We start from the raw sequence: 22741 nt of genomic DNA, 5'->3' as shown, positions 1-22741 counted from the left end.
CGACCGACTCATCGGATAGCCGTATGAAACGGTTGTTCCGCGAACCGTTTCGTGTTCAGAGGGGTGATGGAAATGACGATCAAGCCGCCTGAAAATCTGGAGAGCTTCCTTCTGGCGATACGCGAGCGCTACGACGAACTGAGCGACCGTCTCCAGCGGATCGCCCGGCACATCCTGGACGAGCCCAACGACCTCGCATTCGAAACACTGGCGGTTGTGGCGGAGCGCAGTAACGTCCAGCCATCTGCCATCGTGCGGTTCGCTCAGGCGTTCGGCTTCGCCGGCGCCAGCCCGATGCAGCGGCTGATCCGCGACGGGCTGCTCCAGGAGGATCGCTCGCTGGGCTATGCCGAGCGGATCCGGCAGCATCGCTACGCCGCGCCGGGCGAAGAGGAAGGGCCGCGCGAATTGCTGTCCGAATTCGTCAAGGGCAACATCCTCGCGCTGGAGAATCTGAATCATTCGGTAGGCATGCGCGAACTGACCGAGGCCATCGACCTGATCGAGAAGGCCGACACAGTCTATGTCGCCGGTTTCCGTCGCTCCTTCCCGGTCGCAAGCTATCTCACCTACATGCTCGCGCAAGCCGACAAGCGGACAGTTTTGATCGACGGCGTCGGCGGCCTTCACCTGCAACAGGCCCGCGGCCTGCGGGATGGCGACGTGTTGGTGGCGATCAGCTATGCCCCGTACAGCCCGGAAACGATCGCTCTGGTCGATGCGTTCGCTGGACGTGGCGCGGTGATCGCTATCACCGACAGCGTCATCGGCGCCATCGCCAAGGAACATGCGCTGGTTCTCCAGGTTCGCGAGTCAGAGGTCCGCGGCTTCCGTTCGCTGGCGGCATCGATGTGCCTCGCCCAGTCCCTTGCGATCGGACTTGCCAGCCGTCGTACGCCGCCCGACGAGCCCTCTGACGTGGTCAGCGCGCACCCTATATCGTGAATAGGGTGCGCTCCATGCGCCGTCCCGATCGTGTCGCTCCAGATCGTCCCGGCCGATGCCGGTGATCGCAAAGAGGTCGAAGCCGAGTCTGTTCCGGCGGACGCGACCCCGTTACCTCGGTTGCATGCGGATGGCGCCGTCGAGGCGGATGGTCTCGCCGTTCAGCATCGGGTTGGCGATGATGGCCATCAGCAGCAGCCCATATTCTTCCGGCCTGCCAAGGCGCGGCGGAAAAGGCACCGATCGACCCAGCGCATCTTGCACCTCCTGCGGCATCGCGCTCATCATCGGCGTCTCAAAAAGGCCGGGCGCGATCGCGCAGACGCGAATGCCCACCGACGCCAGTTCGCGCGCGGCGGGCAGGGTCAGCCCGACGACCCCCGCCTTCGAAGCGGCATAGGCCGCCTGGCCGATCTGGCCCTCAAAGGCGGCAACCGAGGCGGTGGAAACGATGACGCCCCGCTCGCCATGTTCCAGCGGCTCCAGCACCGCCGCATCGGCCGCGACGAGGCGCATCATATTATAGGTGCCGACCAGATTGATGCTGACGACGCGCGCGAAGTCGGCGAGCGGCGCAGGGCCGTTGCGACCGACGATGCGCGCGGCAGGTGCGACGCCCGCGCAATTCACCAGGATGCGCGCAGGCCCGTGCGCCGCCCTCGCCTGTGCGATCGCGGCCTCGGCCTCCGCTTCGTCGGTAACGTCGCAGGAAATACCCAGAGCTCCCAGCGCGGCGGCCGCCGCCGCCACGCCATCGGCGTTGCGATCGATCAGTGTTACGCGCGCCCCTGCCGCCGCCAGAGCTTCGGCCGACGCGCGACCCAGTCCCGAGGCTCCGCCGGTGACGATCGCCGGTACATCCTTCACATTCATTCGGTCATTCCTGTTTCGAGATCAGCGGCCGCAATTAATCCGGCGCCTTATGTTGGCGATTCCCAATTACACAAAAAGACGCCGCGCCTTGCCGCGCGGCGTCCTGGACGATGCATAACGAACTCTAGCTCGCAGAAACAGACGGCACAACCGCATCGGCAACCACCGGAAGTTCGATGAAGGAAGGCCGTTCGGCATCGTGGAAAATGCGCTGCTGCGCGACCTGCATCGCTGTTCCATCCTGATCGCCGGTGTTGAGATTGCGGTCCCAGCGGGGGAAGCAACTGCTCGTCACCTGAACCCGAATGCGGTGTCCCGGCAGGAAAACATTGCTGGTCGACCACAGGTCGATCTCGTGGCGGCCGACCGCATCGGCGCCGCTCGCAACGCGGGTGATGCCATCGGCCAGGATGATCGATCGCCCGTCGGGATGCACGTCGCACAGCCGCGCGACCCAGTCGGTCGAAGGCGCCGAACTCGCCGCATGCAGCACGACGCGGATGCGGCCGGTGACTTCGACCTCTTCCTCCAGCGGTGCGGAGGTGAACAGCAGCACATCGTCGCGCGCCTCCACCACCGCCTGATCCAGCGGCCCGGCCGGATAGGCGGTCGCCATGACGAGCAGCCCGCCCACGGTCGGGACCGGATCGGCAGGATCATAGGCGAAGGTCGAAGCGTCCGCTGTCGTGTCCGGCGCGTCTTTCGTCAGGCCGCCATCATGGCGCAGATAATGCGGCTCCATGCGCGCGCGCGCCAGCGGCCAGGCCGGCTCGTCGCGCCACTCGTTGCGACCCATGACGAAGATCCGCACCGGCGTATCGGGCAGCGCGACATCAGCATCGGGGGTCAGGTGGCGGCGAAACCATGCCAGTTGGAAGTCGTTCGTGTCGCCGTGCGGGTGGACCGGCGCGTAGAGCCGCGACGCCATCGCGCCGAAGCACAGATCGCCGATCGGATCGCGAAAGATGCCGTGCGTCCACGGGCCGACGAGCAGCCGCGCATCCTTGCCCGCCGACGCCATCGTCACATAATTGTCCAGCGTCCCCTGCAGGAAGATATCGTACCAGCCGCCCCAATGGAGGCTCGGCACATCGATGCGGTCATGCTGTCCGGCGACGCGACACCAGGCCACCGTATCGGGTTCGTCGATCGCCCGGATCGCCCCCAGCCCCGGCACCTTGTATTTTGCCAGCGTCGGGCTGCGCCGGACCGGCAGATCCCAATAGCCCTTGTCCTTCATGCCATCCACATCGGCGAGCAGTTCGCCGGCCAGGCGCGCCTTCTCCTCGGGCGGAAGTGCGGGGTTCTTGGCGATATATTCGAAGCCCATCTGGGTGCTCCAGGGCAGTTCGACTCCCCATTCAATCGCCCCGCCTCGACCATAGAGGCCGTCCATCGGATCGCACCATGTCACCATCGGCGAGATCGCGCCGAGCGAGGGCGGCTGCGCCGCCGCGGCCATCCATTGGGTATTGCCGACATAGCTGCCGCCGAACATGCCGACGCGGCCGTTCGCTTTGGGCAGGCGGGCGGCCCATTCGATCGTGTCGTAGCCATCGTCATATTCGTGGCGGAACGGCATCCATTCACCCTCGGATCCACCACGGCCCCGCGTGTCCTGATGCACGACGATAAATCCCTTCTGCGCCGCCCGAACGGGTTCCAGAACCATCAGATGATCCGGCACCGCACGACCATAAGGCGTGCGCGACAACAGCACCGGCCAAGGCCCCTCACCTTCCGGGGTATAGACGTCAGCCCGCAAAACGGTTCCGTCGCGCATCGGCACCGGCACGTCAGCCTCTACGGTCACCGTCATCGATCGCAGCGACGTTTCGGCGAGTTCTTGCGTCATCATTTCTCTCCAACATCTATCGGTTTATCATTCCGCCGGCCTCTTGCGTAAGACCTTCGCATATAGGCCCGCCTTGAGACTCTCGCACCTACGGCCGATGCGCTTGAGCGGCTGCCAGATTGACGCAACGCCCATCCAGCCACGTGCTTGATGCAACGGCCCAAGCATTCGGCTCCCCTTCCCCAGAACGCCGACATGGAATGGTATGGAATATTAATTCCGTCAATATGATTGGCGACTTTTAATTTCCGAATGGATGGAGTGCCACTTCGGACCTAAAAGCGTCCGCTTTCCCCAGAGGCTGTCAGCGCCCTCAATCAACATCCAGTCAGGAAAGCGAGAGCACCCTAAATCGAATCGTGCCGGCTGTCAGAATACATACTTCATAGTTCCAACCTCTGGAATTCATCACACGAAATTTGCGAATCCGACAAGGCGCTTAAGCAAGGGCGGGACAAAGAATCGAGAGTCGGCGATGGCGTCAGGGCGAGATATCGGACGACTGGACTAGAATGCCAACGCCGCCGGGCGGAGCGAAACATCTCTCCATGCCGGCCGCACCTTCAAAATAATCGAATAAGGGACCGGTGCATTTCCCCGATATAAAATTTCAGTGAAATATACATTCTACATCGGCAGATGCGCTTGCGCCAGCGCGCGCACGGCACCGAGAGCCTTTTTTGCCCTCTACTTTCAAAAGCGGATTTCGGTGTTTCTGAGGTGGGCAATGCAGTCACTTCACCTTAGCGTCAAGCTCTTACCCCTTAAGTTTGGCCGACTGGATATGGATTTCAAGGATCGGCCCGAGACTGCTCACCCCTCAGCAGACAGATGATATCCGCGCGCGATACGAACGAAATATTCTATATATGGCCATTGAACGAAGTTATATTCTATAATAAGTTGCTGGAAAGTGCGAGATGCATAGCCTTAGGAGGGGAATGATGAGACTACGATACGGCTTTTGGTGCGCGACGGCGGCCTGGATATTTTCCCCCGGGCTTGCTCTCGCTCAACCCAGCGCAGAAAGCGGCGCGCCGCAAGATGCCGCCCCCGGTTCAGCCGCCAAGTCCAAAGCTGACCTTACGGTTGGAGATATTATCGTAACCGCGAACCGTCGGCTGGAGAGACTGCAGGACGTTCCGATCGCCGTGACGGCGATCGAAGGCGAAACCTTGCGTCAGCGCGGCGTCCAGAATCCGGAGGATCTGGCGCGGCTCTCACCCAGCCTCGTCACTCAGAACAATGCCGCCAACGCGCAGGGCACGAACTTTTCGATTCGTGGCGTGGGCACATCGAGCTTTCAGCGTTCCATGGAGCCGACGGTCGCTGTCGTGGTGGATGACGTAACGCTGATACGGTCCGAACTGGGCGTTATAAACTTCACCGACTTGGCGCAGGTCGAGGTGCTTAACGGCCCGCAGGGCTTTCTCTTCGGGAAAAACGCGTCCGCCGGTCTGATCAATATCCGGACGAACGACCCTCAAATCGGGGTCAACTCAGGCCGCTTTTTCTCCGAATATGGCAAGCTCGACAATGCCAACAATACGTCGCTGTTCCGTGCTCAGGGCATTGGAAATATGTCGCTGTCCAGCAATGCTGCTGCGCGCGTCAACGTCTTCTACGTCAAGAACTCCGCGCTCCAAAAGAACGTCGTTCCCAATGCCAATTTTGATGGCGGGCTGCGTCAGATAGGAGGGTCTGCAAAGCTTCTGTGGGAACCCACCGACCGGCTCTCCATCCTGGTGGCCGGGGACTATATGGACTCGAAGGGTGCCGGCGGAGGGGTCGCGAGCATTCGAAACGCGACACCGGCCAGCCCGCTTTCCTTCGTGCTCCCGCCGCTCGGTATAACGCCGGGGGTGGATAATGACCGTTCAGCCTATGATGGCCAGACATTCTACAATCTTCGGGTAGGCGGCGGACAGCTTAAAGCTTCTTACGATCTGGGCGGCGATTACAAGATCACCAACATTACCGCCTATCGGGCCTTTAAGACGTCACAGGCATTTGATGCCGACTATAGCCCGCTGCCGCTTGTTCAATATTTTGGTGGCGGCATTAAGGTCAATCAATTCTCGGATGAGCTTCGTCTCACATCGCCATCCGGCGGAAAGTTCGAATATCAGGTCGGCCTGTTCATGCTCAAGGCAAATGTTCAGGAGGATATTCGTCTGGCGGCATCGCTGGGACAAGCGGTGCCTCCCGGGTTTACGACGTTCCTGGGGAGCGACAGCTTTTGGCATCAGCGTCTCGGCAGCTATGCCGCTTACGGGCAAGGTTCCTATCAGATCACAGACGGGCTAAAGTTCACTGTGGGCGCCCGCGTCACACACGATACCATAACCATGCAGTATGAGAACACGGCTGGGGGCGGCGTGTTGGGGCTACTGCCCGTCACCCCTCTCAGTGAGCAGAGCCGCCATGAGACGAACTTGTCCTGGCGCACGACGCTTCAATATGATCTCAAGTCCGACTGGATGATCTACGGCACTGCGGCTCGCGGCTATAAGGGACCGGGCTATGCGCAATACTCGCTGTCATATGTGCGTCCGGAGATCCCAATGCACTATGAGATCGGATCGAAGGCTCAGTTCTTCGATCGGAAGCTGACGGTGAATGCTGCCGTATATCAGACGGATTTCAAGGACTTCCAGGCGCAGAGTATCGATTTCACCTCGCTCACCTTTCTGTTGCAGAACGCGGGCAAGCTGCGCACGCGGGGCGCGGAATTGCAGGTTAGCGTCCGTCCCCTTTCCCGCCTGACGCTGAACGCGGGACTGGCTTATACGGATGCTCGCTTCATCTCCTTCACCGGCGATACCTGCTATGTCGGACAGGCAGACTGTACGAATGGCGCCACGGACTCGTCGGGCAGGAGGCTGCCAAATGCGCCCAAGTGGAAGGGGCTCGTGGATGTTCAATATGAGCAGCCATTGAGTGACGAATATGCGGCAATATTCAGCGCGGCCGCCTTGTCACAGTCCTCATACAACTTTTTGTCGAATGGCGACCCCGATGCGCAGCAGAAAGGATATACGACATTTGATTTCGGATTGGCTCTAACCCAAAAGACATTGGGCTGGACGATCCGCGCCTTCTGCCGCAACTGCACCAATGAGCGATATGTCGCTACGGTCCAGGGCCATCCGTTCTTCCCCGGAGACCATATTCAGAATCTGAGCTATGGCGGTTTCCGTCAACTTGGCCTTGCTCTGGACCTTAAGTTCTAGGCACCCAGACTCATGTTGGTGGCCATACTAAATGCGGCGAGTCTGACTCGCCGCATTTTTTACCCCTACAGAAGTTGATAAGATTGATCGCGAATGCGGCACCTTGCGATTACACACCAACCATCAGCACGCGGCACAATCGACGCAGCAGCACTATCCAAGCAGTATGCGGAATTCAACGCCCGTTGCGAAGCGTTGCCTACTACCCAACTCCAGATCACCTCTGCCCAACCGAAGGCGAAACCCTACAGATTTGCGGATGTCCAAGGCTTGGTCCTCGTCGTCCAGACGACGGGATCCAAGCTCTGGCGTTACGGCGGCGCACAGAAAACCCTTCACCTGGGCCCTTTCCGGCAATGACGACCACGCCGCTCAATGAAATGGGGCCGCGAAGCTCAATCCCAGCCACAAGGTCCGTGGGGTGCCGAGATCGATGGAGGGCCCGGCCTTGCGGGTGACGACTGTTGCATCGAACAGATTTTCGGCGCGTGCGACCAGCGTCACGCCATGGCCGAGCGGCACTTTCGCGACGGCGTCGATCGTCAGCGCGTCAGGCAGGGTGTCGAGCTGAAGATCATCCTCATATTGCTTGCCGACATAGCGCAGCGTTGCGGAGAGGGCCGGGCCGTGGTCCGGCGCCCAGGCGAACGTGGCGCTAACCGCGTGGCGTGGGCTTTGCGCGGGCGTGAAGCCGTCGAACGCCATGTCCGGCGCGTGGACGATGCTGTGGCTGTAGGCATAGGATGCCGCAAGATGGAGGTCGCCCGCTTGGGCCGTCGCGGTCAACTCTAGCCCCTTCGCGGTGATATGATCGACATTCTGCCGTTGGCGGGTGACGGGGGTGATGGTGACATTGGCGATGGCGTCGTCGAGCCGGTTGGCGAATGCCGTCGCCGACAGGGTGACGCCGGGCGCCGGCGTCAGGTCAATGCCGACCTCCGCGCCCTTCAGCCTTTCCGGGTCGAGCGCGGCGTTGGCCTGCGTGGTAATCGGAAATACCACGAAGGGCCGGTACAGCTCGTTGAGCGTCGGCAGGCGGAAGCCCGTATAGGCTGCGGCCCGTAAGGCGATGGCGTCGCCGACCCGGTATAGCGCGCCCGCCCGCGTGGAGAAGGCCCAGTCCGATCGGTCGGCAAAGCGCCTGTCGGCCGCGCCAGCGCCGGTGGCGCGGAAGAAGCCGTCGCTGATCGTCCAGCGATCCGCCCGGACGCCGCCGGTCAGCACCAGACGACCCAGCGTCCAGTCATCCTCCGCAAAAAGCCCGCTCGTCATTTGCCTGCCGCCGGCATGGCGGCGCGCGGTCACGGGGTTGGCGGCACTATTCGCGTTATAGGCGTCTTCAAACATATCGCCCGTGGCAAAGCGGGTATCGGCGCCGATGCGCAGCACATGATCCGCACCCAGTGGCGGCCGCAGTTCGATCTTGCCGCCCATGCCCGTCGAAGGGGTATTGCGCTGATCGAGCGACCTGCGGAACGTTGATGCCGAGATCACGACATTGGCGAAGTTGCGGGCCTGGAGATAGGCGAGGGCATCCACCTGCCATGGTCCCCGCAACACGAAGCGGACTGAGGCGTCCTGCCCTTCGCTGGACGAGTCCGCGCCCTTGAAGCGGAGGGTGCGGTTGTCACGAAACAGCGTGCCGCGAAATTGCAGTTCGGCGGTGGCGGAAAGCGGCGCGACCGCGCGCACCTGCGCCGACCAGCTTTCATAGGCTGCGGGGACGGTCGCGCCGACCCGCTGATCCGCGGGGGTGGTCTGGAACCCGTCGCCCCGATCCCAGCGGCCGGACAGCGAGACATAGCCGCCGCCAAGGTCCGGCGTGACGCTGGCAGAAAGTTCTGTCGCGTCCCGGCTTCCATATAGCGCGCTTCCTGCAACGATCGGCGACTGGGCGCGAGTGGCGGTCGCCAGCTCGATCGTGCCGGCGACCGCACCGGCGCCAAAGGCGCCCACGCCGCCGCCCCGCGTGACGCGGATGGCCGAGAGCCGATCGGGCACCAGCGCGCTGAAGGGTATATAGCCGAAAAACGGGTCCGCCATCGGCACCCCGTCGAGCAGCACCAGTGTCCGGCTCGACGCGTTGCCGCCCAGTGCGCGCAGGGTCGCGCCCTGCGCCGAAGGGTTCGCCGATCGGCTGTCGGAACGGCGGAACTGCTGGAACCCCGCGACGTCGCCCAGCGCGCTTTCGATCCGGCCGGACGCGCTGTTGGTGAGGCGCGTCCGGTCGATTGTGACCGAGCCATAGGCCGGCGTCCCCGGCGGCAAGGCAAGCCCCTCCCCCGTCACGACGATCGGTCCCACAGCTTCCTTCGGCTCCACGATGTTCGCGTTCGCAGCGTAGGCCGCTCCCAGCCCCATCACAAGACCCCACCCAACAAATCGCATCCGCATCACCACCCCATATGAACCCCGTACGGACTCACAAACTCGACTTAAAGCCCCCCATGTATCGGGCCGACTTGCCGCCCGTTACTAAACACAAAATCCCGGCGGCAAAACCGTGAGCGTTCCGATGCATCGGAACGCGCGCATCTTTGCAAGTGGAGGCAAGGGCGCAATTAGGCTTGAACGCAGGAACAGGCTAATGTCGTTGCTCATTCGTTCGCGCTTCCCGTCGAACGCCACAACGCTTCTTACCCGAAACGTAAAAAGTTGAACCCTGAATATGGGCGTCAATCACCAGGCGACCAACCACAACCGCGTTTCCGCCATGTCCTTTGCCGGTCCTTGTTCTGAAATCCGGCTTTGCCGGAACAGGACCGCACAAGGCGGTTATCTCATTGATTTCTGTCGGAATTTTGGAGCGGGCGAAGGGATTCGAACCCTCGACCCCAACCTTGGCAAGGTTGTGCTCTACCCCTGAGCTACGCCCGCTCTGGCGGCCGGGAGGAAACCCTCTCGGCGGGTGAGGCGTGGCACCTAGCAGCGGTTTTTTGAGAGGGCAAGGGGAGAATCGTGCTTGCATGAAATAAGCCCGATCGGTGCGGCATTTCAGGTTCGCGGGTCCCATATTACCCTCTGACCCGCAACGATCCGGTTTACCGATCTGTCCTGCCGGTTGCATTTTGCTATCATTTCCGCGACCGTGGATCGATTGCCGGCCCGCTTCGTATGGCATGTAAGCCCGTTAGGAAGGACGTTCATGACATCCCAAAGCATCACGCGCCGTGGCCTGTTGCAAGGCAGCGCGGCGGTCGCTGCTGCCGCGCCCGGCTTTGCGGCGGCGGCTCCAAAATCCAGGCCGGGCGGAGGCATGAACATGATTTCGGTGGGTCTGACGATCAACGGCCAGGATGTGCATCTTCAGCTCGATCCGCGCACGACACTGCTCGATGCGCTGCGTGAGCATATGCATCTGACCGGCACGAAAAAGGGATGCGACCATGGCCAGTGCGGCGCGTGCACCGTAATCGTCGAGGGGCGGCGCATCAACAGTTGCCTGACGCTTGCGGTGATGCATGAAGGCGAGAAAGTGACGACGATCGAGGGCCTGGGCACGCCGGACAGGCTGCATCCGATGCAAAAGGCGTTCGTCGTGCATGATGGCTATCAATGCGGCTATTGCACGCCTGGGCAAATTTGTTCGGCGGTGGCAGTGCTGGATGAGATCGAGGCCGGCATTCCGAGCCATGTGACCGACGATCTCGACCATGTCGCCTTTTCCGACACCGAACTGCGCGAGCGGATGAGCGGCAATATCTGCCGGTGCGCCGCCTATCCCAACATCATCGCGGCGATCCGTGACGCCAGCGGCCATAGGGCGGCGGAGGACAAGGCATGAGGCCCTTTACCTATGAACGCGCCACCAGCGTGGAGGGTGCGGCCAAGGCGGCTGCGGCGGTGCAGGGCGCGCGGTTTATCGCCGGCGGGACCAATCTGCTCGACCTCATGAAATTGCAGATCGAGACACCGTCTCATCTGATCGATGTGAATCATCTGGGGCTGGACCGGATCGAGCCGACGCCGGAGGGCGGTCTGCGCATCGGCGCGCATGTGCGCAACACCGATCTGGCGGCCGACAAGGCAGTGCGGCGCGACTATGCGGTGCTGAGCCGCGCGCTGCTGGCCGGCGCGTCGGGGCAGTTGCGCAACAAGGCGACGACGGCGGGCAATCTGCTCCAGCGCACGCGTTGTCCCTATTTCTACGATACGCGCATGCCGTGCAACAAGCGCAAGCCCGGCAGCGGCTGCGGCGCGATCGAGGGGGCGAGCCGGAGCCTGGGCATCATCGGCGTCAGCCACGCGTGCATAGCGCATCATCCGTCGGACATGGCAGTGGCGATGCGGCTGCTCGACGCCACGGTGGATACGGTGGCGGCGAGTGGTGCGCGGCGGTCGATCCCGATCGCCGATTTTCATAGCCTGCCGGGCGAAACGCCGCATATCGAAACGGCGCTGACGCCGGGCGAGATGATTACCTCTGTGACGTTGCCCAGGCCGCTGGTCGGCCGGCATGTCTATCGAAAGGTGCGCGATCGCGCCTCCTACGCCTTTGCGCTGGTGTCGGTCGCGGCGATATTCGGCAAGGACGGGTCGGCGCGCTTCGCGTTTGGCGGTCTGGCGCCCAAACCGTGGCGCGTGGCCGATGCCGATGCGGCGGCAGGCGCGGGGGCGGGTGCGGTAGCTGAAGCAGCGCTGGCAGTCGCGCGACCCACGGCGCAGAATGATTTCAAGAAAGGGCTGACGGCGCGCACGCTCACATCGGTCTTTCGCCAGACGGAGGGCCGGCCATGAAGTTCGATTCGCCCGCCACGACAAGTCCCATCGATCGGGGACGCGTGATCGGCAAGCCGCTCGACCGGATCGACGGTCCGGCGAAGGTGACGGGCACCGCGCCCTATGCCTATGAACGCCACGATGTCGCACCCAACGCTGCCTATGGCTGGATCGTCGGCGCCGACATCGCCAAGGGCAGCATCACCGCGATCGATTCGGGCGCTGCCGAAGCCGCGCCGGGCGTGTTGGCCGTCATCACCCATCGCAATGCCGGGCCGCTCGCCAAGGGCAATTTGAACACCGCGCATCTGCTGGGTGGCCCCGCAATCGAACATTATGATCAGGCGGTGGCGCTGGTCGTCGCCGATACGCTGGAACATGCGCGCGATGCTGCGAAGCTGGTGCGGATCGACTATGCGCCCGCCAAGGGCCGCTTCGATCTGGCGGCCGAGCGGGCAACGGCAGCAAAGGCGCCCGATGGTTTCGGCGGGGCGGCGGATACCGCGGTCGGCGACTTTGCCGGGGCTTTCGCCCGCGCGGCGGTGAAGATCGATCAACATTATACCACGCCCGATCAGAGCCATGCGATGATGGAGCCGCACGCCACCACGGCCGCCTGGAACAACGGCAAGCTGACGCTGTGGACGTCCAACCAGATGGTCGCGTGGACGCTCAAGGATGTCGCCAGGACGCTCGGGATGAAGCCCGAGGATATCAGGCTGGTGTCGCCCTATGTCGGCGGCGGGTTCGGCGCGAAGCTGTGGTTACGCGCCGATGCGGTGCTGGCGGCGCTGGGCGCGCGCGCGGTGGGACGCCCGGTGAAGGTTGCGATTGCGCGGCCGCAAATCCCCAATAATACGACGCACCGGCCGGCGACGATCCAGCGCATCCGTATCGGCGCGGATAAGGATGGCGTGATCGACGCGATCGGGCATGAGACATGGTCGGGCGATCTGCCCGGCGGCGGCGCGGAAATGGCGTCCCAGCAGACCCGCCTGCTTTATCGGGGCGACCATCGCATGACCGCGCACCGGCTGGCGACGTTGGACCTGCCCGAAGGCAATGCGATGCGCGCGCCCGGCGAGGCAGTCGGGCTGCTGGCGCTCGAAGTGGCGATGGATGAGCTGGCGGAAGCCTGCAATCTCGATCCGGTCGAACTGCGCATTCGCAACGACGTGCAATATGATCCCGAAGCCGGGCCGCAGCGTCCCTATTCCAGTCGCAAGCTGGTCGAATGTCTGCGGCAGGGCGCGGATCGCTTCGGCTGGTCGCGGCGCCATGCGAGGCCCGGCCAGGTGCGCGACGGGCGCTGGCTGGTCGGCATGGGCGTGGCGTGCGCCTTTCGCGGCGCGATGACGACGGAGTCCGCCGCGCGGGTGGGGGTGGACGGCTCGGGCCGCGTGATCGTGGAAACCGACATGACCGATATCGGCACCGGCAGCTATACGATCCTTGGCCAGACGGCGGCGGAGATGATGGGGGTCGATCTGGCCGCTGTCACGGTGCGGCTGGGCGACAGCAAATTCCCGGTGTCGGCAGGATCGGGGGGGCAGTGGGGCGCGGCCAGTTCGACGGCGGGCGTCTATGCCGCCTGCGTCGCGCTGCGCCGGATGCTCGCGGAAAAGGCGGGCTTTCCTGCCGACGATGTTTTGTTCGAGGACGGGCTGGTCCGCTTCGGCAACCAGTCGCAGCCACTGGGCAAGCTGGCGACGCGCGAAGGGGTGTGGGCGGAGGAAAAAGCCGAGTTCGGCGATCTGACCAAACGCTATGCGCAGGCGACGTTCGGCGCGCATTTCTGCGAAGTGGGCGTCGATGTCGATACCGCCGAAATCCGCATCCGGCGGATGGGCGGCGTGTTTTCGGCGGGGCGCATCCTCAATCCCAAATCGGCGCGCAGCCAAGTGATCGGCGCGATGACCATGGGCGTGGGCGCGGCGCTGATGGAGGAGTTGACCGTCGATACGCGCTTCGGCTTCTTCGTCAATCACGACATGGCGGAGTATCTCGTGCCGGTGCATGCCGACATTCCGGCGCAGGATATTCTGTTTCTAGACGATCTGGACGACAAGGCGTCGCCGCTCCAGGCGAAGGGCGTGGGCGAACTGGGCATTTGCGGCGCGGGCGCGGCGGTGGCGAATGCCGTCTACAATGCGACCGGAATCCGCCTGCGCGATTATCCGCTGACGATCGACAAGCTGCTGGATCGGGCGAAGGGATCGGCGCTGGTCTGAGTTCCCTGCGCGCTCCGGGTTCAGGCGGGATAGGCGATCGCCATCACCTCATATTCCTTCTCGCCCGCCGGTAGCGCGACGCGGCGTAAATCGCCAATCGCCGCGCCGCGCAGGGCGCGGGCGATGGGCGATCCCCAGCCGATACGCCCCGCATCGACATCGGTTTCGTCATTGCCGACGATGGTCACGGTGCGATGATTGTCATCCTCGTCCGCGATCGTGACGGTCGCGCCGAAATAGACCCGGCTGCGGTCGGCCTGCTCGCGGGGGTCGACCACCTTCGCATCCTTCATCTTTTTCGACAGGCGGCGCAACTGGCCGTCAATCTCGCGCATGCGCTTGCGGCCATAGAGATAATCGCCATTTTCCGAGCGGTCGCCATTGCCCGCTGCCCAGCTCACCACCTCGACGATCGCGGGGCGCTCGGTGCCCAGCAGATGGTCGTATTCGGCGCGCAGCTTCGCAAAGCCCTCTGGCGAGATATAGTTGGGATAGGGGATGGTCATGACGCTCCCCTTATCCTCGGACGGGTCATCGGCGCGACTGAAATTCAGCCGGGCGTTTGTTTGCCCAGATAGCGGCTGAGCACCGCGCTCGTACCCCGGAATTTCGCGCGCTCCGGGTTCATCGCTTCATACACCACGGCATTTTCGAGCACGCGCTGCACATAGTTGCGGGTCTCGAAGATCGGGATTTGCTCGATCCAGCGCAGCATGTCCGCACCGGGCAGGCGCGGGTCGCCATTGGCGGCGAGCCATTTGTTCACATTGCCCGGCCCGGCATTATAGGCGGCGACCGCGAGCGGATAGCTGCCGCCATAATAGTCGAGCATGCGCTGGAAATAGCCCGAACCCAGCATGATGTTGTAGCTTGGATCGTCCAGCGACCCGCCGCCGATGCCGAGCTTGCCCGCCTGCTCCCGCGCCGTGCCGGGCATCAGCTGCATCAGGCCGCGCGCGCCGGCATGACTGACGATCTGCCGGTCAAACTGGCTTTCCTGCCGCGCGATGGCATGGACCATCGTCCAGTTATATTGCGCCGACGGCGGCACGGGCACGCGAGGGAAGGCGGCCTCGCCATAGCCGGTGAGGCCGCTGGAAACGGCGCGGCGGCCGACCATTACGCCCATGTCGGGGCGGCCGATCGACTGGGCCAGTTCGGCGGCGAGATAATGGTCGGTATCGCTGTCGGCATTATTGGCGATGGCGCGGGCGAATTTGCTCTGATCCTCCCAATAGCCCATCTGCCCGAGCGCCCGGACCGCGCGCACCACCGACCGGCCGTTGAAGGCGTCGCGGTCAGCCACCGAAATGGGGACGGCGCGCTCGACGGTGGCGGGCGGCGGGATCGGCCGGCCGAGCCGTTCGAGCGCGAGTTGGCCGTAAAACTGGTCGGGGAATGCGCCCGCCTGCGCGAAATAGCTGTTGGCCGACGCCGGGTCGCCTGCCGCCAGCGCGGCGCGACCGGCCCAATAATAGCCCTTGGACTGGGTCTGCGGCGATTTGGCTCCCATCGCGTAACGGCGGAACATGGCGATCGCATCGCTGGGACGACTGAGATTGTAAAAGGCGGTGCTGCCCGCCAGCCAGGCGAGGCTGGTATAATCGTCGCGCTCGCCGATCGGGCGGTCGCGCACGTCGATGCCGGGCGCATAGGCGTCATCGAGCTTGCTCGCGATACCGTAGGCGAAGCTCCACTGGCTGTCGGCCGCCGATGCGCGGGCCTGCGCCAACAGCGTTTCATACCATTTTTCCGCGTTGGCGGGCCGGAAGCTGACGGTCGCGCGGTTCGCGAGATATTGCCGCGCCGCCACCCAGTTGCCGGTATCGCGCAGCCAGACCGCCTTGTCCGCGATGAAGCCCGCATCGGTCGTGCCGATGCTTTCGGCCGCCTGCATGCGGATCGCGGCGTCGGGCGCCTGGCGGCGGAAGGCGATGCGCGCTTCGAACACCGGGCGGCGCGCGGGCGAGGCATAGGCCAGCATCCGCGTGGCACCGTTCAGGTCCCCGCCCCACAGCAGCGCATCGACGCGCTGGTCATGATCGACGGGCGTGAACGTCGATCCGAACAGCGACAGGAGTCGGGCTTCGTCGGTCGCGCTCAGCGAGCCGCCGATCCATGCGTTGCGCGCGGCGACTCGCGCCTCGTCCATCCGGCCCAGCTGCACGAGCGCCACGGCGTTGCGCGCATGGCCGGTCGCGCTGCGCGCCGGGAAGCGGGCGAAGAAGGCGGTGACCTGACGCGGGTCGAAGCTGTCGGGGTTGATCCCGCCTTCGGCCAGCTTGCGCATCCGGTCCTCGCCCGGCCAGCCGGGATTGGCGATCAGGAAATTGGCGTAGGTGGAAAAACCAAGCCCATCGCTCTGCTGGAGCATGCGCCACTGGCTGATGGTCGCAGCGACCGAGCCGTCCTGCGCCACGCCGATGCGGCTTTGCGCCTGGTTCCAGGGGCTTGGCTGGAGCGGGAGGGTGCTGCCGGGCAGCGGCTGAACCACGGCGCCACGCGGATAAACGGGCGCGGGCGCGCCGGATTCGGTCAGGGGCGATTCGGTCTGGGCGCTCGCACCTGCGGCCAGCAGCAAAAGGGCGATCAACGGCATACGGACAAAGACGGCCTTTCGACGGGGATGGACGTGCATGCTGGACATTATCGTCATTGCATCCTTATCAGGCCCTGAATGACGCGCTATAGCGCCCCGCCGCCATCATGCCGTGGCCGTCCGGGCTTGAGAAGGAGTTTACGCATGTTTTCCGGGTCGATTCCAGCCCTGGTGACGCCCTTTCGCGACAGGGCGATCGACGAGGAGGCATTTCGTGCCTTTGTCGACTGGCAGATCGCGGAAGGATCCAGTGGACTGGTGCCCTGCGGTACGACCGGGGAAAGCGCCACCATGACGGTGGAAGAGCATAATCGCGTCATCGCCATCTGCGTCGACCAGACGGCGGGGCGGGTGCCGGTGATCGCCGGATGCGGCTCCAACGACACGCGGATCGCGCTGGAACATATGTTCGCGGCGCAGGCGGCGGGCGCGGACGCGGCGCTGGTGGTCGCGCCCTATTATAACAAGCCCAATCAGGAGGGCGTTTTCCAGCATTTCGCCTATCTCGCCGAGCGGTGCGATTTACCGATCATCCTCTATAATGTGCCGAGCCGCACCATCACCGATATCGGCGTGCCCGTGATCCACCGGCTGACGCAGGACTATCAGTCGATCGTGGGCATCAAGGACGCCACCGGGAATCTCGGGCGGGTCACCGCGCAACGCTTGGCCAGCGGCCCCGATTTCTGCCAGCTCTCGGGCAATGACGAAACCGCGCTCGGATTCAACGCCATGGGGGGCAGGGGCTGCATCTCCGTTACCGCCAATGTCGCGCCGCGCCTCGTCGCCGATTTTCAGGCTGCGTGCCTTGGTGGCGACTGGGAGGGCGCATTGGCGTTGCAGGATCGTCTCTATCCCCTGCACGATGCCCTGTTCAGCGACTCTTCACCCGGCCCGGTTAAATATGCGCTCTCGCGGGTTCGTTCCGATATGCCCGGCGATGTCAGGCTGCCGATCACCTGGCCGTCCGAATCGAGCCGCGCGGCGGTCGATCGGGCACTGGAGATTGCGGGACTGGTTTGAGACCCTATCTCGAACCGAAAGAATGAGAAGTAGATTTAAAAATGGCCCGCCCCCGTCCTGCCCTGTTCGACAAGAAGAAGATCGTCGCCGAGAACCGGCGCGCGCGCTTCGATTATTTCATCGAGGATGTGTTTGAGGCCGGCATCGCGCTTCAGGGCACCGAAGTGAAGGCGCTGCGCGGTGGCGAAGGCAATATCGCCGAAAGCTATGCCGAGGTGAAGGGCAATCAGGTGTTCCTGGTGAACAGCAACATCCCCGAATATAGCCACGGCAATCGCGAAAATCACACGCCCAAACGGCCGCGCAAGCTGTTGCTGCACGAACGCGAGATCGCGAAAATGCAGGGGGCGGTGGAGCGCAAGGGTATGACGCTCGTGCCGCTGATGGTCTATTTCAACAGCCAGGGCCGCGCCAAGGTCGAACTGGCGCTGGCCAAGGGCAAGCAGACCCACGACAAGCGCGACACGATCAAGGAACGCGACTGGAAGCGGGACCAGCAACGCATCATGCGGGACAAGGGCTGATGAGCAACGGGCAGCGGCGGGGCCGATTGGTCCGGTGGTGGCACGCCAATGCGCCGACCCGCGAATCGCTCGAACATAATCGTTTTATTGCGCCGGTTGCGCATCGGGTGCTGGAACCGTCGCTTTGGCGCTTTACCCGGCGGTCGGTGCCGCGCGGCGTGGCGCTGGGGCTGGTCGTCGGCATCTTCCTGCTAATCCCCGGTATCCAGATTGCGGGCGCGGCGCTGCTGGCCCTGCCGGTGCGCGCGAACATTCCGGTTGCTGCGGCGATGACATTCCTGTCCAACCCCGCGACCACCCCGCTCATCCTGTGGGCTTCGGTCTATATCGGCAACTGGATGCTGGGGCGCACCGCCGATGCGTCTGGCTTCATGGCGCTGGTCAACGATCATGCGAGCATTCGCCAATGGGTCGCCTGGCTGTTGTCGGAAGCCGCGCCCGCGATGTTGCTGGGTCTGGCGCTGATTTCGATCGCGTCGGGCGTAGTGGGATATTTCCTGGCGGACTGGATCTGGCGGCATCGCATGGGCCGGAAATGGCAGGCGCGCAAATTGAGGATTGGCAAGCGGGGCGAAAGCGGCGCATTGGAAGAAATCGCCGCCGTCTGAGGGTGATGCGATCCCACCAAGGGCGCGGGGGCCTTGCATGCTGAGATATGGGCGGTCATGGCCGCACGGATAAATCCCGATGCGGACGACTGGGGGCCGCGCCCCCTGGCCCGCGCCTTCCTGCCCCTCATCATTCTGACGGCGCTGCTGTGCGCCGTCCTGCTTTTCTTTGTCGTCGGCAGCCCGGCGCTGGCCGCCGGTTTCGCCGCGACGGTGCTGGCGATGGCGGCGCTCACGGTATGGGTCCGCCGCATCCTTCCCGCGCCTGCGTCGAGCCGGGAGGCGACCCCGGACTGGACCGTGGCGCGCGCCGCCGCCGATGCCTCCAGCATGGCGATCGCTGTTACCGATCGCGCGGGCCGGCTCGCCTGCGCCAGCGATCTGTTTGGTGAGTGGTTTCCGGGCTATCCCGCGCCGCCCGCTCTCTCTGCCGATGCCGCTTTGTCCGACAGCCTTTCGGCGGCGGCGCGCGCCGCCTGGCGCGATGGCGAGGCGCGGGTGCCGGGCGCCGCCCATGGCGCGTTGCGCCTCGATATCGATATTCAGCGTACCGGCCGGGCGGAGGATTATCTGCTCTGGCGCTTTACCCCGGTGCGCGCGCCAAGTGCGATCGACGATGTCCAGCGGCTGTTGACGGGCGATGCCGGGCGGCAACTCGGCGAGGCCGGGGTCATGGCGGTGATGATCGGTGGCGAGGGACGGATTCGTTGCGCCAACGGCGCTTTCCTGTTGCGCGCCGCCGGACGGATCGACGCCAATATCACCGGGCGGGATTTTGCCGCGCATATGCGGGTGGATGACAAGGCGCGGCTGTTCCTTTCACGCGAGGAGGCGGGCGGATTGCCGCTGCGGCTGTTGCAGGTGCCGCTGCGTCGCGCCAGCCAGCCCGCGCCGGGAAGCGGCTCGACTTCCGTGCAGGACGGACCCATGCTGCTGCTGCTGGTCGATGAGCCGGCGGGGGGTGGGGGCACGTCCGCGCTCTCCTATATCGAAACCCTGTTGTCGCTGCTGCCCTTCGGCCTCGCCATGGCCGATCGTGACGGGCGCATCCTGTTCGTGAACAATGCCTTCGCGCGGGTCGCGGGCCTCAAATCTGGCGAAAAGCCGGTCTATCCGGGCGATCTGGTCGTGCGCGAGGATCAGGCGGCGGTGGCGGATGCCGTGCGACGCTTCGCGGTCGGCCCACAAATGTCGGGCGATGTCGCGGTGCGGATGCGCGATCAGCCGGAGGAGCCGATCGCGCTCAGCCTGGCCGGCGTGCGGGGTCTTGGCGAAGCGGCGGTGCTGCTCAGCCTCAAGGACAATAGCGAGGAAAGCAAGCTCAAGCGCCAGGTCGCCCAGGCGACCAAGATGCAGGCGATCGGCCAGCTAGCCGGCGGCGTCGCCCATGATTTCAATAATATCCTGACCGCGATCATCGGCCATTGCGACCTGATGCTGATGCGCCACACGCCGGGCGACAGCGATTATGACGATGTTCAGCAGATCAAGTCGAACAGCAATCGCGCCGCCGGCCTGACCCGTCAGCTGCTCGCCTTTTCGCGTCAGCAGACGTTGCGTCCGCAGGTGCTGCAACTGCCCGACATCGTGGCCGACGTCTCCAATCTGCTCAAGCGCCTGCTGGGCGAGAATGTAAAGCTGGAAGTCAGCCATGGCCGTAATCTGGGCGCGGTGCGCGCCGATCCGGGGCAGCTAGAGCAGGTGATCGTCAATCTGGCCGTCAACGCACGCGACGCCATGCCCGAAGGCGGCCGGGTGAATATCCAGACCTATGCCGTGCCCGCCGCCAAGGTGCGCGAGATGCGGCAGGATATTCTGCCCGCCGGCGATTATACCGCACTGCGGGTGTCCGACAGTGGCCTCGGCATCCCGCCCGACATATTGTCCAAGATCTTCGAACCCTTCTTCACCACCAAGGAACTGGGCAAGGGCACGGGGCTGGGCCTGTCTACCGTCTATGGCATCGTCAAGCAGTCGGGTGGGTTCATCTTTGCCGAATCCGAACTGGGCCGCGGCGCCAGCTTCATCATCTATCTGCCCGTCTATGCCGGCGCCGATCTGGAAGAGGCGAAGGAGAAGAAGGCGCCGGTCCGACGCAGCGAAACCTGGGGCACAGGCACGGTCCTGCTGGTCGAGGATGAGGATATGGTTCGTGCCGTGGCCGAACGGGCGCTGACGCGGCAGGGCTATAAGGTGCTGACCGCCGCCGATGGCGAACAGGGGCTGGAGGTGCTGGCGGGCGGCGAAAGGATCGACCTGCTCATTTCCGATGTGGTCATGCCCAATATGGACGGCCCGGCGATGGTCGCGCAGGCGCGGCGGGCGCGTCCCGACCTGCCGGTGCTGTTCATGTCGGGTTATGCCGAGGAGCAGCTGCGCAAGTCGATCGACATCGCCAATGTCGTCTTTCTGCCGAAGCCCTTCTCCGTCAGCCAGCTCGCCGAAGCGGCGCGCGACGCACTGGCGATGCAGCCTCCCGCGCCGTAAGATTGCCGTCGATCAATCTGTTTATGCTGTGCAAAAGGGGAGCGATGCGATAGCGAAGCGGAACGATTAACAAGGGGCAGCAGGCATGTCGGACGGCAAATCCATCCTGATCGTCGAAGACGAAGCGATGATCGGCATGATGCTAGAAGATTATCTCGATACGCTGGGATATCGGCTGCACGCGGTCGCGTCCTCGGTCGACGAGGCGTGCGCGCATGCCCGTGAGGGCGGCTTCGACGCGGCGCTGGTCGATTGTAATCTCCATGGAGAAAAGAGCTGGCCCGTCGCTGACATATTGGTCGCCCAGAGCATTCCGTTCATTTTCGCGACCGGGGGCATCGCCGATGACCTGCCCTCGGCGCATGCTGGCCGGCCGACGCTGGCCAAGCCCTTCACCATCGGCGCGGTTGAGCGCGCCCTAGACAAGGTATTGGGCGCGGAATAGGAAAATTCCGTTCCCCTCTTGTTCCATAAGAACAAAAGCGATACATGATGGGCAGGCGCCGACGAATCGGCGCTCTCCGCTTGACAGGAGGCGAGGCCCATGACCGCAATGCTCTCACTCATCGATTCCAAAAAGACAGGGACCATGGACAGACAGAAAGCATTGGATGCCGCGCTCGCCCAGATTGACCGGGCGTTCGGCAAGGGTTCGGCCATGAAGCTTGGCAGCCGCGAGAAGATCGAGATCGAGGCGATTTCGACGGGTTCTTTGGGGCTGGATATCGCGCTCGGTATTGGTGGCCTGCCCAAGGGGCGAATCATCGAGATTTACGGCCCGGAAAGCTCGGGAAAGACCACGCTCGCGCTGCATGCCATCGCCGAAGCGCAGAAAAATGGTGGCACCGCTGCCTTTGTCGATGCCGAACATGCGCTCGATCCGGGTTATGCGAAGAAGCTGGGCGTCGACATTGACGAACTGATCGTGTCGCAGCCGGACACTGGCGAGCAGGCGCTGGAGATCGTCGATACGCTGGTGCGTTCGAACGCGATCGACGTGCTGGTGATCGATTCCGTTGCGGCGCTGGTGCCGCGCGCGGAAATCGAGGGCGAGATGGGCGACAGCCATGTCGGCCTTCAGGCCCGTCTGATGAGCCAGGCGCTGCGCAAGCTGACAGGATCGATCTCGCGGTCGAAATGCATGGTGATCTTCATCAACCAGGTGCGCATGAAGATCGGCGTGATGTATGGCAATCCGGAAACCACGACCGGCGGCAACGCGCTCAAATTCTATGCCAGCGTCCGCCTCGACATTCGGCGCACGGGCCAGATCAAGGACCGTGATGATATCGTCGGCAATGCGACGCGGGTGAAGGTGGTCAAGAACAAGGTCGCGCCGCCGTTCAAGCAGGTCGAATTCGACATCATGTATGGTGAAGGCATTTCCAAGATCGGCGAGATACTGGATCTGGGGGTCAAGGCGGGCATCGTCGAGAAATCGGGCGCCTGGTTCTCCTATGACTCGATCCGCATCGGTCAGGGCCGGGAAAATTCCAAGACATTCCTCAAGGAACATCCCGAATTGGCTGATCGCCTGGAAAAGGCGATCCGGGGAAAGACCGAGGAAGTCGCCGAAGCGTTGATGACCGGACCCGAAGCGGAGGATGATGGCGAATAGGCGCTGATCGCTGCCCGGCGCGATCA

17 protein-coding genes and 1 tRNA gene are annotated in these 22741 nt (G+C 63.7%); 12 read left to right on the top strand and 6 right to left on the bottom strand.

From position 1 onward, the window contains the following. The first annotated feature begins 66 nt into the window (after positions 1-66). Positions 67-945 (top strand): MurR/RpiR family transcriptional regulator, encoded by an 879-nt coding sequence (locus ACODSN_RS05790; protein ID WP_489053850.1) that lies wholly within the window; start codon positions 67-69, stop codon positions 943-945. 111 nt (positions 946-1056) lie between these two features. Here the strand turns inward: ACODSN_RS05790 and ACODSN_RS05785 are convergent, their stop codons facing one another. Further along, complete coding sequence (locus ACODSN_RS05785; protein ID WP_489053849.1) at positions 1057-1818, bottom strand: SDR family NAD(P)-dependent oxidoreductase; 762 nt, start codon at positions 1816-1818, stop codon at positions 1057-1059. Between the two features lie 124 nt (positions 1819-1942). After that, complete coding sequence (locus ACODSN_RS05780) at positions 1943-3676, bottom strand: CocE/NonD family hydrolase (protein ID WP_489053847.1); 1734 nt, start codon at positions 3674-3676, stop codon at positions 1943-1945. A 938-nt stretch (positions 3677-4614) separates the two neighbouring features. Between ACODSN_RS05780 and ACODSN_RS05775 the strand changes: the two genes are divergently transcribed. Continuing rightward, positions 4615-6906 carry a TonB-dependent receptor gene (locus tag ACODSN_RS05775; RefSeq protein WP_489053845.1) on the top strand — a complete coding sequence of 764 codons (2292 nt, stop codon included), beginning with the start codon at positions 4615-4617 and terminating at the stop codon, positions 6904-6906. 93 nt (positions 6907-6999) lie between these two features. After that, entirely contained in the window at positions 7000-7266 is a 267-nt protein-coding gene (locus ACODSN_RS05770) for an Arm DNA-binding domain-containing protein (protein WP_489053844.1), read from the top strand. Positions 7267-7278: 12 nt separating this feature from the next. Here the strand turns inward: ACODSN_RS05770 and ACODSN_RS05765 are convergent, their stop codons facing one another. Both ACODSN_RS05765 and ACODSN_RS05760 read right to left on the bottom strand, forming a co-directional pair. Continuing rightward, the gene (locus ACODSN_RS05765; RefSeq protein ID WP_489053842.1) at positions 7279-9267 is read right to left on the bottom strand and encodes a TonB-dependent receptor plug domain-containing protein; all 1989 of its coding nucleotides are present in this window, start codon (positions 9265-9267) and stop codon (positions 7279-7281) included. Positions 9268-9708: 441 nt separating this feature from the next. Further along, positions 9709-9783: transfer RNA gene (locus ACODSN_RS05760), tRNA-Gly, on the bottom strand. A 268-nt stretch (positions 9784-10051) separates the two neighbouring features. On the opposite strand from ACODSN_RS05760, the gene paoA reads away from it, so the two are divergent. From paoA to paoC, 3 genes are read left to right on the top strand one after another with little or no spacing between them, the layout of a single operon-like run. After that, positions 10052-10690 carry an aldehyde dehydrogenase iron-sulfur subunit PaoA gene (paoA, locus tag ACODSN_RS05755; RefSeq protein ID WP_489053841.1) on the top strand — a complete coding sequence of 213 codons (639 nt, stop codon included), beginning with the start codon at positions 10052-10054 and terminating at the stop codon, positions 10688-10690. Next, positions 10687-11643, top strand: coding sequence for an FAD binding domain-containing protein (locus tag ACODSN_RS05750; RefSeq protein ID WP_489053839.1), 957 nt, complete (start codon positions 10687-10689; stop codon positions 11641-11643). The genes paoA and ACODSN_RS05750 overlap by 4 nt, the downstream gene beginning before the upstream one ends. Beyond that, the gene (gene paoC / locus ACODSN_RS05745) at positions 11640-13856 is read left to right on the top strand and encodes an aldehyde oxidoreductase molybdenum-binding subunit PaoC (RefSeq protein ID WP_489053838.1); all 2217 of its coding nucleotides are present in this window, start codon (positions 11640-11642) and stop codon (positions 13854-13856) included. Before ACODSN_RS05750 ends, paoC begins: the two co-directional genes overlap by 4 nt. 20 nt (positions 13857-13876) lie before the next feature. On the opposite strand, the gene greB is transcribed toward paoC, so the two are convergent. Next, the gene (greB, locus tag ACODSN_RS05740; RefSeq protein ID WP_489053836.1) at positions 13877-14362 is read right to left on the bottom strand and encodes a transcription elongation factor GreB; all 486 of its coding nucleotides are present in this window, start codon (positions 14360-14362) and stop codon (positions 13877-13879) included. A 44-nt stretch (positions 14363-14406) separates the two neighbouring features. Continuing rightward, positions 14407-16455 (bottom strand): lytic transglycosylase domain-containing protein, encoded by a 2049-nt coding sequence (locus ACODSN_RS05735; protein WP_489054126.1) that lies wholly within the window; start codon positions 16453-16455, stop codon positions 14407-14409. Between the two features lie 144 nt (positions 16456-16599). Between ACODSN_RS05735 and dapA the strand changes: the two genes are divergently transcribed. The 6 genes from dapA (at position 16600) to recA (ending at position 22715) form a co-directional block, all read left to right on the top strand. Beyond that, positions 16600-17478, top strand: coding sequence for a 4-hydroxy-tetrahydrodipicolinate synthase (dapA, locus tag ACODSN_RS05730; RefSeq protein WP_489053834.1), 879 nt, complete (start codon positions 16600-16602; stop codon positions 17476-17478). Between the two features lie 41 nt (positions 17479-17519). Continuing rightward, the gene (gene smpB, locus ACODSN_RS05725; RefSeq protein ID WP_489053833.1) at positions 17520-18002 is read left to right on the top strand and encodes an SsrA-binding protein SmpB; all 483 of its coding nucleotides are present in this window, start codon (positions 17520-17522) and stop codon (positions 18000-18002) included. Then, positions 18002-18610, top strand: a complete 609-nt coding sequence (locus tag ACODSN_RS05720; protein WP_489053832.1) for a DUF2062 domain-containing protein — start codon at positions 18002-18004, stop codon at positions 18608-18610. Before smpB ends, ACODSN_RS05720 begins: the two co-directional genes overlap by 1 nt. A gap of 57 nt (positions 18611-18667) precedes the next feature. Then, positions 18668-21097: a hybrid sensor histidine kinase/response regulator gene (locus ACODSN_RS05715; RefSeq protein ID WP_489053830.1), complete on the top strand. Its 2430-nt coding sequence runs from the start codon at positions 18668-18670 to the stop codon at positions 21095-21097. A gap of 85 nt (positions 21098-21182) precedes the next feature. Next, entirely contained in the window at positions 21183-21542 is a 360-nt protein-coding gene (locus ACODSN_RS05710; protein WP_489053828.1) for a response regulator, read from the top strand. Between the two features lie 99 nt (positions 21543-21641). Continuing rightward, positions 21642-22715 (top strand): recombinase RecA, encoded by a 1074-nt coding sequence (gene recA, locus ACODSN_RS05705; RefSeq protein ID WP_489053826.1) that lies wholly within the window; start codon positions 21642-21644, stop codon positions 22713-22715. Positions 22716-22741: the final 26 nt, after the last annotated feature.

This window comes from Sphingobium sp. FG11 (assembly GCF_057809915.1).
This window is presented reverse-complemented; position numbering and strand designations above follow the sequence as displayed.